At 70.3% G+C, this 14,613-nt stretch carries 17 protein-coding genes; 11 read left to right on the top strand and 6 right to left on the bottom strand.

Going from position 1 to position 14,613, the window contains the following annotated elements; translation table 11 throughout:
* Positions 1-15 precede the first annotated feature (15 nt).
* Entirely contained in the window at positions 16-945 is a 930-nt protein-coding gene (locus AB0C20_RS06190) for an expansin EXLX1 family cellulose-binding protein (RefSeq protein WP_357567492.1), read from the bottom strand.
* Between the two features lie 177 nt (positions 946-1,122).
* Here AB0C20_RS06190 and AB0C20_RS06195 point away from each other — a divergent pair, with 177 nt between their 5' ends.
* Positions 1,123-1,611: a hypothetical protein gene (locus tag AB0C20_RS06195; RefSeq protein WP_357181130.1), complete on the top strand. Its 489-nt coding sequence runs from the start codon at positions 1,123-1,125 to the stop codon at positions 1,609-1,611.
* A 40-nt stretch (positions 1,612-1,651) separates the two neighbouring features.
* On the opposite strand, the gene AB0C20_RS06200 is transcribed toward AB0C20_RS06195, so the two are convergent.
* On the bottom strand, positions 1,652-2,290 hold the full coding sequence (locus tag AB0C20_RS06200) for a TetR/AcrR family transcriptional regulator (RefSeq protein ID WP_357181127.1): 639 nt from the start codon (positions 2,288-2,290) through the stop codon (positions 1,652-1,654).
* Between the two features lie 119 nt (positions 2,291-2,409).
* Between AB0C20_RS06200 and AB0C20_RS06205 the strand changes: the two genes are divergently transcribed.
* From AB0C20_RS06205 to AB0C20_RS06215, 3 genes are all read left to right on the top strand, one after another.
* Positions 2,410-3,246 (top strand): SDR family oxidoreductase, encoded by an 837-nt coding sequence (locus tag AB0C20_RS06205; RefSeq protein WP_357181124.1) that lies wholly within the window; start codon positions 2,410-2,412, stop codon positions 3,244-3,246.
* A 155-nt stretch (positions 3,247-3,401) separates the two neighbouring features.
* On the top strand, positions 3,402-4,628 hold the full coding sequence (locus tag AB0C20_RS06210) for an epoxide hydrolase family protein (protein ID WP_357567493.1): 1,227 nt from the start codon (positions 3,402-3,404) through the stop codon (positions 4,626-4,628).
* Positions 4,629-5,570, top strand: coding sequence for a redoxin family protein (locus tag AB0C20_RS06215; protein ID WP_357567494.1), 942 nt, complete (start codon positions 4,629-4,631; stop codon positions 5,568-5,570).
* A gap of 48 nt (positions 5,571-5,618) precedes the next feature.
* Here AB0C20_RS06215 and AB0C20_RS06220 read toward each other — a convergent pair whose 3' ends face one another.
* Positions 5,619-6,494: a transglutaminase domain-containing protein gene (locus AB0C20_RS06220; RefSeq protein ID WP_357567495.1), complete on the bottom strand. Its 876-nt coding sequence runs from the start codon at positions 6,492-6,494 to the stop codon at positions 5,619-5,621.
* A 65-nt stretch (positions 6,495-6,559) separates the two neighbouring features.
* On the opposite strand from AB0C20_RS06220, the gene AB0C20_RS06225 reads away from it, so the two are divergent.
* Entirely contained in the window at positions 6,560-7,135 is a 576-nt protein-coding gene (locus AB0C20_RS06225; RefSeq protein WP_357567496.1) for a GNAT family N-acetyltransferase, read from the top strand.
* A gap of 34 nt (positions 7,136-7,169) precedes the next feature.
* On the top strand, positions 7,170-8,069 hold the full coding sequence (locus AB0C20_RS06230) for a hypothetical protein (protein ID WP_357181108.1): 900 nt from the start codon (positions 7,170-7,172) through the stop codon (positions 8,067-8,069).
* 123 nt (positions 8,070-8,192) lie between these two features.
* Here the strand turns inward: AB0C20_RS06230 and AB0C20_RS06235 are convergent, their stop codons facing one another.
* Entirely contained in the window at positions 8,193-8,783 is a 591-nt protein-coding gene (locus tag AB0C20_RS06235; protein WP_357567497.1) for a GrpB family protein, read from the bottom strand.
* Between the two features lie 144 nt (positions 8,784-8,927).
* Between AB0C20_RS06235 and AB0C20_RS06240 the strand changes: the two genes are divergently transcribed.
* The 3 genes from AB0C20_RS06240 to AB0C20_RS06250 are packed head-to-tail and all read left to right on the top strand — an operon-like array spanning position 8,928 to position 11,121.
* Positions 8,928-9,800 carry an AraC family transcriptional regulator gene (locus tag AB0C20_RS06240; RefSeq protein WP_357181102.1) on the top strand — a complete coding sequence of 291 codons (873 nt, stop codon included), beginning with the start codon at positions 8,928-8,930 and terminating at the stop codon, positions 9,798-9,800.
* A gap of 20 nt (positions 9,801-9,820) precedes the next feature.
* Entirely contained in the window at positions 9,821-10,156 is a 336-nt protein-coding gene (locus tag AB0C20_RS06245) for a helix-turn-helix transcriptional regulator (RefSeq protein WP_357181099.1), read from the top strand.
* Positions 10,150-11,121, top strand: coding sequence for a hypothetical protein (locus tag AB0C20_RS06250; RefSeq protein WP_357567498.1), 972 nt, complete (start codon positions 10,150-10,152; stop codon positions 11,119-11,121). Before AB0C20_RS06245 ends, AB0C20_RS06250 begins: the two co-directional genes overlap by 7 nt.
* Before the next feature lie 3 nt (positions 11,122-11,124).
* Here the strand turns inward: AB0C20_RS06250 and AB0C20_RS06255 are convergent, their stop codons facing one another.
* Both AB0C20_RS06255 and AB0C20_RS06260 read right to left on the bottom strand, forming a co-directional pair.
* Positions 11,125-11,622: an NUDIX domain-containing protein gene (locus tag AB0C20_RS06255; RefSeq protein WP_357567499.1), complete on the bottom strand. Its 498-nt coding sequence runs from the start codon at positions 11,620-11,622 to the stop codon at positions 11,125-11,127.
* Between the two features lie 59 nt (positions 11,623-11,681).
* Positions 11,682-12,782: a M48 family metalloprotease gene (locus AB0C20_RS06260; RefSeq protein ID WP_357567500.1), complete on the bottom strand. Its 1,101-nt coding sequence runs from the start codon at positions 12,780-12,782 to the stop codon at positions 11,682-11,684.
* 340 nt (positions 12,783-13,122) lie between these two features.
* Between AB0C20_RS06260 and AB0C20_RS06265 the strand changes: the two genes are divergently transcribed.
* Positions 13,123-13,326 carry a hypothetical protein gene (locus AB0C20_RS06265; RefSeq protein WP_030330129.1) on the top strand — a complete coding sequence of 68 codons (204 nt, stop codon included), beginning with the start codon at positions 13,123-13,125 and terminating at the stop codon, positions 13,324-13,326.
* 83 nt (positions 13,327-13,409) lie between these two features.
* The gene (locus AB0C20_RS06270) at positions 13,410-14,309 is read left to right on the top strand and encodes a histone (RefSeq protein ID WP_357567501.1); all 900 of its coding nucleotides are present in this window, start codon (positions 13,410-13,412) and stop codon (positions 14,307-14,309) included.
* The last annotated feature ends 304 nt before the right edge of the window (positions 14,310-14,613 follow it).

Below are 14,613 nucleotides of genomic sequence, written 5' to 3' on the forward strand. Positions count from 1 at the left end.
GCCGCCACGGCTCGATCAGCAGCGGGGGCGGTCGAGTGGAGCGGCGGCACCCGCGAGCGCCTCGACTGTCGCCGTCGGCGCGACCGACTCCGCCGGCGTCGGTGCGGGCGCGACGGTGGGGCTCGGCGGGGCCGAGGGCGAGTTGCTGGGCGTGGGGGAGGCGCTGGCGAGGGTGGCAGTGCTGCGTTGCACCTGCTTGGTGACCATGCGGATGCCGGTGGCGGTCGCCTGGCGTCCGTACACGTCGGTGACCCTGATGCTGTACGGCCCGGGGCCGATCCCGCCCTCGATGGTCCAGTGGTTGTCGCTCTGCCGGGCGGCCTTGCGGAAGCCGCCGCCCGGTCCCTTCGCCTCGACCGAGCGGAGCGGGTTGCCGTGATTGCCGACCTGCACCGCGAACCAGTACTTCGAGGCGCCGCCCTTCATCCGGAAGGTGAGCCCTCCGTCGAGCGGCGGGTTCACCACCGCCCGGTACGTCACGCGTGCGATGCCCTGCGACCGGTCCGCGATCCTGGTGAACGCCTCGGTGGACAGGTCGATCTTGCTGGGTCCGCAGCCGCCGCACTGGTCCATCACCATGACCCGGACCTTGCCCTTCGGGCCGCTCACCTCCAGGTAGCTGCCGCAGGCCGCCGATCCGGAGTACTGGGATGCGCCGAGGGCCACGTAGAGGCGGTCCGCCGGCGGACCCGGGAAGGAACAGTTGCCACCCGAGCGGCCCGCGTCGTAGAAGCTGGCGGTTCCCTTGTGGATGGCGTTGCCCGACGGCGGCGCGGCACAGGCCGGGGTGGCGCCACCCCGGACGGCGAGGGTGATGCCCAGGACGGCGGCCAGGGCGGTGACCCCGGCACCCGCCAGCCAGTGTCTGACCCGCCGACTCGACCGAGGCGTGCCGTCGTCGGCCGCCGGGATGTCGTTGTCGGGAGCCGTGCCTGGTGCCGTCACGGCGCCTGATGTTGCCGCACCGTGCTGTGGCAGCGCAAAGCCGTCCCACCGATCGTCACTCGCCGGATCGGCGGGGGCGCAGTCCGTTGAAGGCTGGTGGCGACGAGACCGGCGTCGGCGGCAGGAGTGGCGTCTGGCGGTCGCCGACGCGAACGTGTCGTCCCGGATACTGATCCGGTGATCAGCTTGCCGCATGCCGCTTCAGGATTGTCCAAGGCGACCTGGACCGACGCCGACTTCCCGAACATGGGATGGCATGACTGCCGGATCCATGCGGTGAGCATCGGCGTGGATGAGACCCTTCCGCCCGCCAGGCTCCTGCTGGACCTCGACTACATCGTGCGGTGGGTGCAACCCGTGGGAGAGGAGCGCCACTTCACCTTCTGGATCGCGCCCGCGACGCTGGTGTTCGAAGGCGCGTGGAACATCGACGGCAAACTCGGACCGCTTCACGACCTTATGGAGATCGCCGACCTGCACCGGCTCGACTCCCCGGACAGCAGCCCGGAACCGTTGTGGCACATCGAGGGTCAGAACTTCGATCTCCGCCTTCGAGCTGCTGGCTACACCCAGTTCCTTCGGATGCCGCCGCAGCACGTCCCCCAGCAGATTCTCACCCCCGCCGAGCGCGCCGGGATCAGCTTCGCCGAGCAGCCGTTCGCCTGACATCGGTGCCGATGCCCCCGCTGTTCAGGAGCGCCTGGGATCAGGCATCCCTGACCGTGCTGACGCTGACCGGGGCGGAACGGGCCTGTCCACGGGGGCGTAGGCCGTTGAGGGCGGTGGCGACGACGAGGTCGGCGTACTCGGTGGTGAGCGGCCCGCTGCGGTGCAGCCACCGGTTGAGCACCGGCCCCCAGATCATGTCCACCGCCACGTTGAGGTCGACGTCGTCGGCGATCTGACCGGCCTGCTGGGCGCTGCGCAGGCGTTGCCGCTTGGCCTCCTTCAACGGCCCGTCCAACCGTTCGGCGTACGCCGCGGCCAGCTCGGGGTCGAGCGCGATCTCGGTGGCCAGCGCGCGCATCGGTTGCTCGTACCGGGGGTCGTTCATCTCCTCGACCGTCGCGCGCAGCACCACTGTCAGGTCCGCCGCCAGGTCGCCGGTGTCCGGCAGCGCCGGCGGCCCACCCTCGGTGGCCTCGCTGAGCATGAGGAAGGCGTCGAAGATGACAGCGCCCTTCGACGGCCACCAGCGGTAGATGGTCTGTTTGCCGACGCCGGCCCGCGCGGCGATGCCCTCGATGCTGAGCTTCGCGTACCCCGTTTCCTGGAGCAGGTCGAAGGCCGCGGTGAGGATGGCGCGTCGGGAGGTCTCTCTCCGGCGGGCCGTGTTGGGCGTCATGAGCACGACCATACCAGCGGACGAGACGAACCGTCTCGTCTTGACGGCGGCGACGTCACGGGCCTAGTCTCGGTCCATCGCGAGACGGACCGTCTCGTCTTGAAGCGCTGGGAGAACACATGCGTACCTGGTTCATCACCGGTGCCAGCCGCGGCCTGGGCCGCGCCTTCGCCGACGCCGCACTCGACCGGGGTGACCGGGTGGTCGCCGCCGCCCGGACCATCACCGCTGCTGACTTCGACGAGAAGTACGCCGACCGGCTGCTGGCCCTGACCCTCGACGTGACCGACCGGGCGGCGGTCATCGCGGCAGTGGACACCGCCGTCGAGCACTTCGGTCGGCTCGACATCGTCGTCAACAACGCCGGAACCCTGTCCATGGGCATGATCGAAGAGTTCACCGAGGCCGAGGCGCGCGCCCAGTTCGAGGTCAACCTCTTCGGCGCGCTCTGGGTCAGTCAGGCAGTGCTGCCGCACCTGCGCGCCCAGCGGTCCGGTCACATCGTGCAGGTCTCCAGCATCGCCGCGCTCGGCGGCTTCCCGAGCACCGGCCTGTACAGCGCGAGCAAGTTCGCCCTGGAGGGCATGAGCGAGGCGCTGGCGATGGAGGCGGCGGCCTTCGACATCACCGTCAGCATCGTGCAGCCGGGCGGATACTGGACCGACCTCTACACCAGCGTGCGCGCCACCACGCCGATGGATGCCTACGCGCCACTGCGCGCCGAACTGGAGCGCCAGTGGGCGGAAGGCTCGATCGACAGCGAGCCCCGGCTCGCCGCCGAGGCGCTGCTGCAACTGGTCGACAGCGACGAGCCGCCGCTGCGGCTCCTGCTCGGCAGCATGGTGTACGACCTGGCGTTCGACATCGCCCGTCGGCGGATGGACACCTGGGCGGGTTGGGAGCAGGTCAGCCGCGCCGCCGAACACGCCGTCGCGGCCCCCGGAGCTGACACATGAGAGGGCTGCTCGTATCGCCACGAGCAACCGGTGCGGCGTTCTAGGCTCCGAGATATGGCGGCGGCGTGCCCATCGTTGGCACATAAGTCCGGGCAGAGCCTTTCACCCATGATTTCTCCTCGCGAGGCGCACACCTAGACGGAGAGGAAACACGCATGGCTGTCAAAACCAAGACTCGTCCGGGCACCACGGAGATTCGGCCGTTCTCGGTCGACATTCCTCAGGCCGACCTCGATGACCTGAAGAGGCGCATCAAGGCCACCCGCTGGCCGGACAAGGAAACGGTGAACGACCAGTCGCAGGGCGTGCCACTCGCGACCATTCAGGCCGTCGCCCGCTATTGGGAGAAAGAGTACGACTGGCGCACTGTCGAGGCGCGGCTGAACGCCGTACCGCAGTTCATGACCACCATCGACGGGGTGGACATCCACTTCATCCACGTGCGCTCGAAGCACGAGGACGCGCTGCCGCTCATCGTCACCCACGGGTGGCCAGGCTCGGTGATCGAGCAGATGAAGATCATTGAGCCGCTCACCGACCCGACAGCGCACGGCGGGAGCGCGGCGGACGCCTTCCACCTGGTGATCCCGTCGCTGCCCGGGCACGGCTTCTCCGGCAAGCCGACCGAGTCGGGGTGGAACCCGCAGAAGATCGCGACCGCCTGGACAGAGCTGATGAAGCGGCTCGGCTACAACCGGTTCGTCGCGCAGGGCGGCGACTGGGGTGCTGTCATCGTCGACCAGATGGGCCTCCAGGCGCCGCCGGAACTGCTCGGCATCCACACCAACATGCCCGGTGCCGTCCCACCCGAGATCGACCTGTTGTTCCAGGGCGACACCACCGGCGCGAACAACGCCATGGGCTCGCTGCCATCCGGGCTCTCCGACGACGAAATGCGCGCCACCGAGGAAGTCAACTTCGTCTGGAAACACGTCGCCTACGCCCTCATGATGGCGACACGTCCGCAGACACTGACCGGGCTGGCGGATTCTCCGGTCGGTCTGGCGTCCTTCCTGCTCGACCACGACGCGAAGAGTCTGGCCCTGATCTCGCAGGTGTTCGACGGGGCCAAAGCGGGCCTCACCCGCGACGACATCCTGGACAACATCTCGCTCTACTGGTTGACGAACACAGCGGTCTCCGCGTCCCGTCTGTACGCGGAGAACAAACTGTCGTTCTTCGCCGCCAAGGGCGTGAACGTCCCGGTCGCCGTGAGCGTCTTCCCCGACGAGCTGTACGAGGCGCCGCAGAGCTGGGCCGAGCAGGCGTACTCCAACCTCATCTACTACAACAAGCTCGACGTGGGCGGGCACTTCGCGGCCTGGGAACAGCCGAAGATCTTCTCCGAGGAGCTTCGCACCGCCTTCCGGTCACTGCGCTAGATGGCCGTGCACCTGCCCCCGCTGAACGGGGCGGCCGAGTGGCTCAACGCCGAGCCACTCGGCCCCGCCGACCTGGGTGGGCGCGTCGTCCTGATCAACTTCTGGACGCTGACCTGCATCAACTGGCTGCGCCAGGAGCCGTACGTGCGTGCCTGGTCGCAGGCCTACCGCGATGACGGGCTGGTCGTCGTCGGGGTGCACACCCCGGAGTTCGGGTTCGAGCACGAGGTCGACTGGGTGCGGCGAGCGGTGGCGGCCCGGTCGATCGACTACCCGGTGGCGGTCGACAACGACTACGCGATCTGGAGCGCGTTCGACAACCACTACTGGCCGGCGCTCTACTTCGTCGACGCCGACGGCGTCATCCGCGACGAGCACTTCGGGGAGGGGCGCTACGAGCAGTCCGAGCGGATGCTCCAGCAACTGCTCGGCATCGAGCGCGAACCCGTACCCGTCAAGGGGCTCGGCCCGGAGGCGGACGCCGACTGGAACAACCTGCGCACGCCCGAGACGTACCTCGGTTTCAGTCGCGGCGAACACTTCGCGTCGCCGAACGGCCCGGCGCTCGACGAACGCCGCGCCTACCAGGTGCCGGAAAGCCTCGGCCTCAACCAGTGGGCGTTGGCGGGGGAGTGGACGATCAGGTCGGAGAACGTCGTGCTGGACCGGGCCGGTGGCGGCATCGCCTTCCGGTTCCACGCCCGCGACGCGCATCTCGTGCTGGCCCCCGGGGCGGGAGCGTCGATTCCGTTCCGCGTGCTGCTCGACGGTGACGCCCCCGGCCCGGCGCACGGCGTCGACGTCGACGAGGACGGCAACGGCGTGCTCCAGGACGGCCGGCTCTACCAGCTCGTCCGCCAGGACGGCGCGGTCCGTGAGCGGACCCTGGAGATCACGTTTGGCGAGCCCGGCGCCGAGGCGTACGCCTTCACCTTCGGCTAGGGCGTGTGTCGAATTCCTGGCCGGGGCTTCGACACACGTCCGGCTTGCTCAGCGGCGCAGGTCGACAATGCTGACGGTGCCGGAGACCGGCGAGACGCTCTCCACCCGGAGGCCGGGGGGGAGTCGGGCGTCGCTGGCGTACCGGCCGGCGAGGGCCTTCTCCGCGGCCTCGTCGCCGTCGTCGGCGGCGAGCAGCAACGCGGCGATCTCGTCCACGAGAGTGAGGTCGGCGGTGGCGACGTCGTCGGTCATCGCGTCCAGGCTGTCCCAGAGCAGCAGCTCGTCCTTCTGCCGGTGGGCCAGTTCCAGCAGGACGTAGTCGTGGATGAACCAGGCGCCGCGGATCGGCAGCTCCGGGCTCACGCCGTACACCTCGGGGTCGATTGTCCCGGCCCGGTACGCCGACCACACCCGCGCGGCCGAGTCGAAGAGGCCGGCCTTCGGGTCGATGTCGTAGCCGTCGAACCCCCAGTCGCCGGCCGGGTCGACCTCCGGGTCGGCCCAGACCCACCGGTCGCCATTCCAGTACTCCACCACCACGTGGTCGTGGTGCCAGCCGGGCACGAAGTACGAGGCGAAGCCGACCCGGCTGCGGCTGGGAATGCCGTGCTGACGGAGGATCGCGATCGATAGCAGTGTGTGGTCCCGGCAGCAGCCGGCCACCCGTTCCACGGCCGGGCGCTCAGCACTCAGCGGCAGGGGAAAGCGGGACTGGTCGGTGTCGAGGATGCGGTCCACCCAGCGGCGGTTCACCTCGTCCTGCCGGTCGTCGGGCAGCTCGACGCCGCCGGCCCGGTAGTGGACGATCACGTTACGGGCGGTCGCCGCCACCGTGGGGATGTCGGACGCCACGGCGTCGAGGAGTCCGCCGTGCCGCCCGGGGTCGCTGTAGGGGGAGTGTCCCCGGTAGTCATCGAGGTCCATGGGGCCAGTCTCCGGTCCGCCACCGTGTCAGGGTCAAGGCTCCTTTTCGGATAGTGTCGACTGCTGTGACAACGCCCGAGATCACCATCGCCACCCCGGCGGACCGCGACGCGGTGGTTGGTTCGCTGGTCGCCGCGTTCGTCAAGGATCCGATCCTGCGGTGCCTCTTCCCCGACGAGCAGACCTATCCGCGGTACGCCGCCACATTCTTTGGGCACCTCTTCGACAAGCGGGTGCACCAGTCATCGATCTGGACGATCGGTGGGGGCGCGTCGGTCGCCATCTGGGAGCCACCGGCGGGGTCGCCGACCGGGTCACCGGAGGGCGGGCTCGCCGCTCACTACCCCGCCGACGTGCTGGCCCGCGTCCAGAGCTACGACGACGCCGTGCACGCCGCTCTGCCGACGTTCCCGTTCTGGTATCTCGGCGTCCTGGGCACCCACCCCGACAGCGCCGGACGCGGTTGGGGCCGTGCCGTCATGCGGGCCGGCCTGGCCCGTGCCGCCGCCGAGGGCCTGCCGGCGATCCTGGAGACCAGCAACCCGGGCAACGTCGAGCTGTACCGCCGGGCCGGCTGGGAGGTGGCCGGCTTCCTGTCGGAGCCCGTGCCCACCTGGATCATGCAGCAGCCGCCGCGCTGAACACGCTGATTGCGCGCCCCCTACGATCGGCGGCGTGCACACCACCCCCTCCAGCCCCATCGACATGCCACAGATCTTTCCGGCGGTTGCGCCGTTGGCGCGGACGACCGTCCGCCTGCATCCCCGTCCGGGTGCGCCGACAGCGGAGCAGAGTTCGGTAGGCGGCCCGCTGCTGTGGCCGGCCGACGAAGCCTGGCCGATGTGCGACGGGCCGGAGCCCGGCGACCACTACCGCGACTCTCCGGGTGAGTCGGCGGCACCGCTGGTGCCGGTGGCGCAGTTGCTGGCCGAGGACGTGCCCGAAGTGCCGTTCCCAGCGGGCGCGGACATTCTTCAGGTCCTGTGGTGCCCATTCGACCACGACCCGTGGACGACACCTCGCCCCGAACTGCGGTGGCGTCGCCGCGCCGACATCGGCGTCCGGCTTCAAGAAATGCCCTTACCGGATGTGGAGTCGGACCCAGCGCACGTCCCCAACCCCTGCGTGCTCGACCCGGAGCGGGTCACCGAGTATCCGGGCTGGGACCTCCCGGATGCCGTGTGGCCGCAGATCGAGGGCACGATGAGGCAGGTCGCGCAGGAGACCGGATGGGAGTACGAAACCGATCTGGCGGTCGCCTCGGGGATCAAGGTCGGCGGTTACCCCGGCTGGACCCAGTCGCCGGAATGGCCGGTCTGCGAGTGCGGCTCGCTCATGGACCATCTGCTGACGGTCGCCAGCTGGGAGTTCAGCCGCGGTGACGAGAAGCGGTGGATTCCGGTAGAGGATCGTCCGGCGATGGCCGGCTGGGAGACGGCCACCACCGACGATCATCCGTGGTCGACGATCCAGAACCCCACCGGGCTCATGCTGGGCGACGTCGGCGGGATCTACCTCTTCGTCTGCACCGCCTGCCCCACCAGGCCGTTCGAGTACCGCTTCGACTGTTCCTGACGAACCCGGGTGGTCACTGGCGGGCTCACATCCTCGGCCCACGGCCCAATCTTGGACAGTTTCCGTTAACTGATAACGGAAACTGTCCAAGATCTACGCGGGACCGCCGCAGACGTGAGGTCATCAGGCGGCGAAGATGCGCGCGTAGATCTCGTCGATGACGTCGTTCTTCGCGAGGCTGTAGTCGCGTGGCCGGTTCGTGGTGTCCCGTGCGAGGCGGCGCTTGGTCGCGGCGTACCGCTCCCGGTCGTGCGGATGCGATCTCAGCCAGTCGCGGAAGAGCCGGTGCCGGATCGGCTCCGGCGCACCCTGCGGCCAGACGTGCAGGTTGACGTCCTCGGCGGGGCTGAGAAGCATCCGGTGCCCGTGCCACCAGGGTTCCCGAAGGACGAGCCGGTACCCGAGCCGTTCCAGGGCGGGGAGATAGGCGGCCTCCTCGGCGGTGTCCCCGAGAACGAGGTCGATGTCGATGACGGGCTTGGCGGCGAGCCCCGGTACCGCCGTCGACCCGACGTGTTCCACAGCGATGATCAGCCCACCCAGCGCCCCGGTGAGCGACGATCGGACGGCGATGAAACGCTGCGCCCAGGACGTGTCGTACTCCTCGATGACGACGGACTCCCACGTCCGCGGCGGCTCGCCCACCAGGCCGGCGTCGACCTGGTCGGGGGTGCCGTGGAAGCGCTGCACGACGTCCTGCGGATACTCGGCCACGTCAACCTCCTTCGGAAGCAAAGTCCGCCAGGCTACGACACGGGCGATCGGTGCCGCCGTACCCGACCGATGCGGGCATCGGATGTCGGGTGGGCGACCGACCCCACGACCTAACGTCGGTGCTCGAAAGGGAAGGAGGCCCGGGTGCTGGATCGGCTCAACGAGGCCATGGCTCACATCGAGCGCCACCTCGACCAGAAGATCGAGGTGGCCGAGCTGGCGCGGATCGCGCTGACGTCGGAGTACCACTTCCGGCGGCTGTTCTCCGCACTGGCCGGGATGCCGCTGTCGGAGTACATCCGTCGGCGCCGGCTCACCGTCGCCGGCGCGGACGTGCTGGCGGGGGAGCGGACGTTGCTCGACGTCGCGGTGCACTACGGCTATGGGTCCGCCGAGGCGTTCGCCCGGGCGTTCCACGCCGTGCACGGCGTGGGGCCCGGAGAAGCTCGGCGTACGGGGGCAGCGCTGCGTGCCCAGCCCCGGATGTCCTTCCGACTCACAGTCGAAGGGAGCGGCAGCATGGAGTACCGAATCGTCGACAAGGACGCGTTCGCGCTGGTGGGGCGCAAGGCCCGGGTCCCGCTGGTGCACGAGGGGATGAACCCGGCGATCGTCGCGTTCATCCGGAGCATCGACAAGGAGACGACCGAACGGATCGAGGCGCTCTCCGATCAGGAGCCGAAGGGGATCGTCAACGTCAGCGACAACCTCGCCGACAGCCGGCAGGAGGGCACCGAGTTGGACTACTGGCACGGGGTGGTGACCGCCGCCGTGCCGCCGGAGGGCCTGGACGCGCTGCCGGTGCAGGCCGGGTCGTGGGCGGTGTTCACCACCTCCGGTGCATTTCCGCAGGCGGTGCAGTTCCTGTGGCGTGACGTGTTCACCCAGTGGTTTCCGTCCAACCCGTACCGCAGCCGACCTGGACCGGAGATCTCCCGGGTCCGGGTGTCGGCGGACGGCACCCAGGCGGACGCCGAGCTGTGGATTCCCGTCGAACGGGTACCCACCCCTATGTAGAGTTCCGATACAGTGGTCGGATGCGGATGACGATTCCGGTCGCGAAGGTGCTCGCGGCGCTGCTCGCCGAGCCCGACGAGCAGCGCTACGGGCTCGACCTGATGCGATTGACGGGCCTGCCCAGCGGCACCCTCTACCCGGTGCTGCACCGGTTGCAGGGGGCCGGCTGGCTGGCCGCCGACTGGGAGGCGATCGATCCCGTCGCGGCCGGGCGGCCGGCCCGCCGCTACTACCGACTGACCGCCGTTGGGGTGGCGCAGGCCCGCCAGGCGCTCGCCGACCTGCGGGCCGCGATCCCCGACGGCAGCCGTCGCTCGTGGGGTGGCACCGAGCCCACCGGAGCACCGGCGTGGTGACCCGCCGGGCCGCCGAGCTGCTGTTGGAGTTGGCAGCGCGCCGCTGGCCGGCCGAGGTTCGCGACGAGCTGCGCCGCGAGTGGGCTGCCGAGCTGCACGTGCTCGCCGAGAGTGGCCACCGGACGACGATGGTCGGCTTCGCGGTGAGCCTGGCCGTCGGTCGCGCCGGCGCCCCGATCGTCGACCGCACAGTGATGCGTGGTCGGGCCGGCCGCACCGTCGCCGCACTACTGCTGTCCCCGATCGCCTGCGTCGGGATCGTGGCCCTCGGTGTGTTGGCGCTGTTCTCCGTCGACTCGTTGCTGGTGCGGGCGAGTTGGGTGGAGCGGGCGCAGAGGCCGATCTGGGCGGCGTTCACCATCGTGCTGGCGGTCGTGCTGGCGGTGTTCGCCGCCCGTTGGGCCCGGCACAACGCACTCGACGGCCCGCTGCGTATCGCCCTCGGCGTGGTGCTCCCGGTCGGTGCGGCCGTCATCCTGTTCGTGTACGTCGTCAACTTCAGGTACGTCGTCAACGCCGAGGGCCTGGCCGACGCCGTACCCGGTCTGCTGCTCTGGCTGGCCGGCCTGACCCTCGCGCTCTGGGCCGCGGCGAGCCTCGCCGCCCGGGGTCGCGTCCGAGCCGCCTGGTGGGTGGGCGTTCTCGGCGCACTCGTCGCCGCGGACCTCGCGGTGATCCTCGTCATCGTCGACGCGTACCCCGCCGGATTCGGCGCTGGGCCGACAATCGAGGCACGGGAGCGCGTCGACCCGATCTCCGCGCCGCTGTGGCTCTTCGCCTGCTGGACGGACTGGAACTTCGGCCTGCCCCGGCCGATCGAGTGGGAGATCTTCCTGATCACCAACCGGGTGTTGATAGAGCCCATGCTCTACCTGGCCTGCACGCCGTACGCGCTCGCGTACGCCATCCGGGCGGCCCGATCGGTCCCCGCCGAGCCGGTCGTCCTCGCGCCGACCCCGGTGTGAACCTCAGTCGGGTACGTCGTCCCACGTCGTACCCGGCTCCAGGTAACCGGCCACCTTGTTCTCGCGCAACGCGTACGCGATGACCAGCAGGGCGTGCTTGTCCAGCTCGGGCAGCCGGTCCAGCGGGAACCACCGCACGGCCAGCGACTCGTCGTCGTTGACGCGGGCGGTGCCGGCCACCAACCGGCACAGGAACCCCAGGTTCAGGTATTCGCAGCGGTCCCCGTTGGGGTACGTGTGCGGGTGCGACACGGCGCTGGACATCCGCACCGGCGTCACCTCCAGGCCCGTCTCCTCGCGCACCTCGCGGACCAGCGCGGTGGCCGGCTGCTCGCCCGGCTCGACGAAACCGCTGATCACCGACCAGCGCCCGTCGTCGGCACGCTGCCCGAGCAGCAGCTCACCGGCGTCGTTGCGGACCACCGCGCTGACACTCGGCAGCCAGAGCAGGTCGTGGCCGACGTGCTTGCGCAGCCCCACGATGTAGTCCGGTGTCGCCATCCGGCGATCATAGGCCGCGACCGCTCTGCCCAACGCCGCCCGCGGGTGCGCGTCCGGCGTCAGCCCGACCAGCTGACGGTACGGCGGAAGCGGTCGTACTCCTTGCCGAGTTCGGCGTCGATCCGCTCCATCCGGGCTTCGGTGAGCACAACCGAGGGATCCTGCCACGCGCGCCCGGCGAGCATCTGGCGGCGCAGTCCGGTCGGTGGGTGAGCGGCGAACAGCGTCGCCTCGTCGCGGACCGACAGTTGCCGCAGCAGCGGCAACTGGTCGGTCTTGGCCGCACGGGACTCGGCCAGCGCGGAGCGCCACCGGTCCGGGCCGTGTCCCGCCCGGCTCTCCCGACGCACCGCCAGCGCCAGCGACTCGGTGGCGAGCAGGGTGTCGAGGAAGTCGGTAGCGGCGGTCGTGCCGGCCACCCGGGCGGAAAGCTCGTCGGCGAGGTACTCGGCGCGCTGGCTGTCCCGCAATGCCACAGTCACCAGCAGCAGGTACGCGACGAACAGCACCCGCGACACCACCCACTGGAACGCGCGGCCCAGCGCGTCGCCCAGCATCTCCACCAGCCCCGCCCCGACGCTGGTCCGCACCGGCCGGAACAGGTCGGCGGCCGAGCCGAGCATGGTGAACGCGGGCTGGGTGAACAGGCCCCGGCGCGGGTCACCGTTGACGAAGTGACCGAGCTCGTGGCCGAGCAGCGCCACCCGGCCACCGGCGGGAAGCGAACCCCACAGCGGAAGTCCGAGACCGAGCACCTTCCGCCGCCGCAACCCGACAGTGCCCGCGTACGCGTTGATGGCGCCGTCCACACCCACCACGTCCGGTACCGGTGCCCCGATCGCCGTGGCCACCTCGTCGATCAGGCCGAACAACTCCGGCGCCTGGTCGCGGGTGAGCACCTCCAGCTCCGGGTCGAGGCGACCGAACCGGGGCCGCAACGCGATCGCCAGACCGACCATCGCCACACCCGGCACGATCGCCAGGTTGGGAAACGGGAACGCCACGATCAGCCAACCGCCGACAACCGCGAGCGCGAGCACCGCGGCGATCAGGAGCAACGAGGCTGCTGCGGTGAGCGTCCGGGCGGCTTCGGATCCGTTGGTGCCCAACGGTCGCCCAACCAGTTGGGTGAACTGCCGCCTGGTCGCCCGGAACGCCATTCGGTAGGTCCACCGGTCGACCCAACCCCACCCGAACTCGCGTCGGCGTCGTGCCGGGTCATAGGCGTCCAGATTCCATTCGCAGCTGGGACACCAGGGCACCGCGTCCCGTACCGATGCCGTCGTCGCCGAACATCCCGGGCACGCCCCCGTGCCGGTCACCGTATTGATCACGAGCGCAGATCATGCCTCAGCCCTGGATTGCACCGGAACTGACTGTTCGTCCGACCCTATTTCCGCGTTCCGCCCCGACGAACGCAATGCATATCTACTGTGGAGATCGTCGGCGACTTGTGCGATCCGGTGGCGGCCGGCCGGTTCGCGGTGCACAGTGATTCCCATGAGCGACAGCGAACGTGGTGGGCAGTTCTACTGGTGCACCCGGCATCACCGGGTCGAGACGGACGCCAACGTGTGTCCGGCGAAGCACGTCCTCGGCCCGTACGACTCGGCGGCCGACGCGGAGAACGCCCTGCAACGAGTGCAGGAGCGGAACGAGGCGTGGGATGCCGAGGACGCTCGTTGGGCCGGAGACGACAGATAGGCGGCGCGGGACGGCTCGCGCCGAGGTATTTCGTGCTCCGCGAGGACGCACGCGAGAGCACGTCCCCCGAGGAGGAAACCACGATGGCCGAAGCACAGCAGGCCACCAAGCGCCCGGCCGCCCGACGCACCACCGCGAAGAAGACCGCCGCGGCGGAGCGGAACACGGCGGCTAGCCGGACCACCCCCGTGCGCAAGTCCACCACGGCTGCCGCGAAGGCGCCGGCCCGCAAGGCCGCCGGCGGGGCGGGCCGCGCCCCGGCCAGGAAGACCACCACGGCGGCTACGAAGGCCCCCGCGAAGAAGGCCACGACCAAGACCACCGCCGCGGCCAAGAAGGCCCCCGCGAAGGCCTCGACCACCACCCGCAAGACGACCACCGCCGCCAAGCGGGCCCCGGCGTCCACCGCGCGCAAGACCACCACCGCCGCGAAGAAGACCACGGGTACGGCGAAGAAGACGGTGAGCGCGGCGAAGAAGACCACCGCCAGCGCGGCGAAGAAGACCACCACCGCCGCGAAGGCCCCGGCGAAGAAGACCACCACCGCCGCGAAGGCCTCGACGCGCAAGACCACCACCGCCGCGAAGGCCCCGGCGAAGAAGACCACCACCGCGGCGAAGGCCTCGACGCGCAAGACCACGAGCGCGGCGAAGGCCCCGGCGCGGAAGGTGGCGACCAAGGCGTCCGCCGCCAAGAAGACAGCGGCGAAGAAGACGACAGCGGCGAAGAAGACCGCGTCGACCCGCCCCGGCGGCGGCGCGCGCAAGGCTCCGGCCAAGAAGGCCCCGGCCGCGAAGGCGACGGGTACCTCGTCGACCACCGCCCGCAAGGCGGCGGCGAAGAAGGCCCCGGCGAAGAAGACCGTCACGGCCAAGGCGCCGGCCCGCAAGGTGACAGCCCGCAAGTCTCCGGCCAGCCCGGTCGCCGCCCGAGCCACCGCACCCAGGGGGCCCCGCAGCGCCGCCCGCAAGGCGACCGGCTGAGCGCGGAGCATCCCCTCACCGGTCGGATTTCCGGCCGGTCACCGGAAGCGGATCACCCGTGGCGCTGTCAGGATTGACCCGTGGTCATCCGACGCGTACTCGCGCCCCGCATCGACTTCGGCGCGTTGCGCCGCGAGCTCGGCCTGCCCGAGGAGTTTCCGGCCGACGCCCAGCGTGAAGCCGACGAGGCGGGGGGGGGGCCCCCCCCCCCCCCCCCCCCCCCCCCCGCCCCAACCGTAGGGACCCCCCCCCCCGCCCCCCCCCCGGCGCAGGGCCCCGCCAAGCCCCACCGCCCCCCCCCCCC

The organism is Micromonospora sp. NPDC048843, from assembly GCF_040649965.1.
GTDB classification, from domain to species: domain Bacteria; phylum Actinomycetota; class Actinomycetes; order Mycobacteriales; family Micromonosporaceae; genus Micromonospora; species Micromonospora hortensis.

Excerpts from the sequence above, each read along its gene's own strand:
- AB0C20_RS06200 (WP_357181127.1), bottom strand. The coding sequence starts at position 2,290 with ATGACGCCCAACACGGCCCGCCGGAGAGAGACCTCCCGACGCGCCATC.
- AB0C20_RS06205 (WP_357181124.1), top strand. The coding sequence starts at position 2,410 with ATGCGTACCTGGTTCATCACCGGTGCCAGCCGCGGCCTGGGCCGCGCC.
- AB0C20_RS06210 (WP_357567493.1), top strand. The coding sequence starts at position 3,402 with ATGGCTGTCAAAACCAAGACTCGTCCGGGCACCACGGAGATTCGGCCG.
- AB0C20_RS06215 (WP_357567494.1), top strand. The coding sequence starts at position 4,629 with ATGGCCGTGCACCTGCCCCCGCTGAACGGGGCGGCCGAGTGGCTCAAC.
- AB0C20_RS06220 (WP_357567495.1), bottom strand. The coding sequence starts at position 6,494 with ATGGACCTCGATGACTACCGGGGACACTCCCCCTACAGCGACCCCGGG.
- AB0C20_RS06245 (WP_357181099.1), top strand. The coding sequence starts at position 9,821 with ATGCGGATGACGATTCCGGTCGCGAAGGTGCTCGCGGCGCTGCTCGCC.
- AB0C20_RS06255 (WP_357567499.1), bottom strand. The coding sequence starts at position 11,622 with ATGGCGACACCGGACTACATCGTGGGGCTGCGCAAGCACGTCGGCCAC.
- AB0C20_RS06260 (WP_357567500.1), bottom strand. The coding sequence starts at position 12,782 with ATGGCGTTCCGGGCGACCAGGCGGCAGTTCACCCAACTGGTTGGGCGA.
- AB0C20_RS06265 (WP_030330129.1), top strand. The coding sequence starts at position 13,123 with ATGAGCGACAGCGAACGTGGTGGGCAGTTCTACTGGTGCACCCGGCAT.
- AB0C20_RS06270 (WP_357567501.1), top strand. The coding sequence starts at position 13,410 with ATGGCCGAAGCACAGCAGGCCACCAAGCGCCCGGCCGCCCGACGCACC.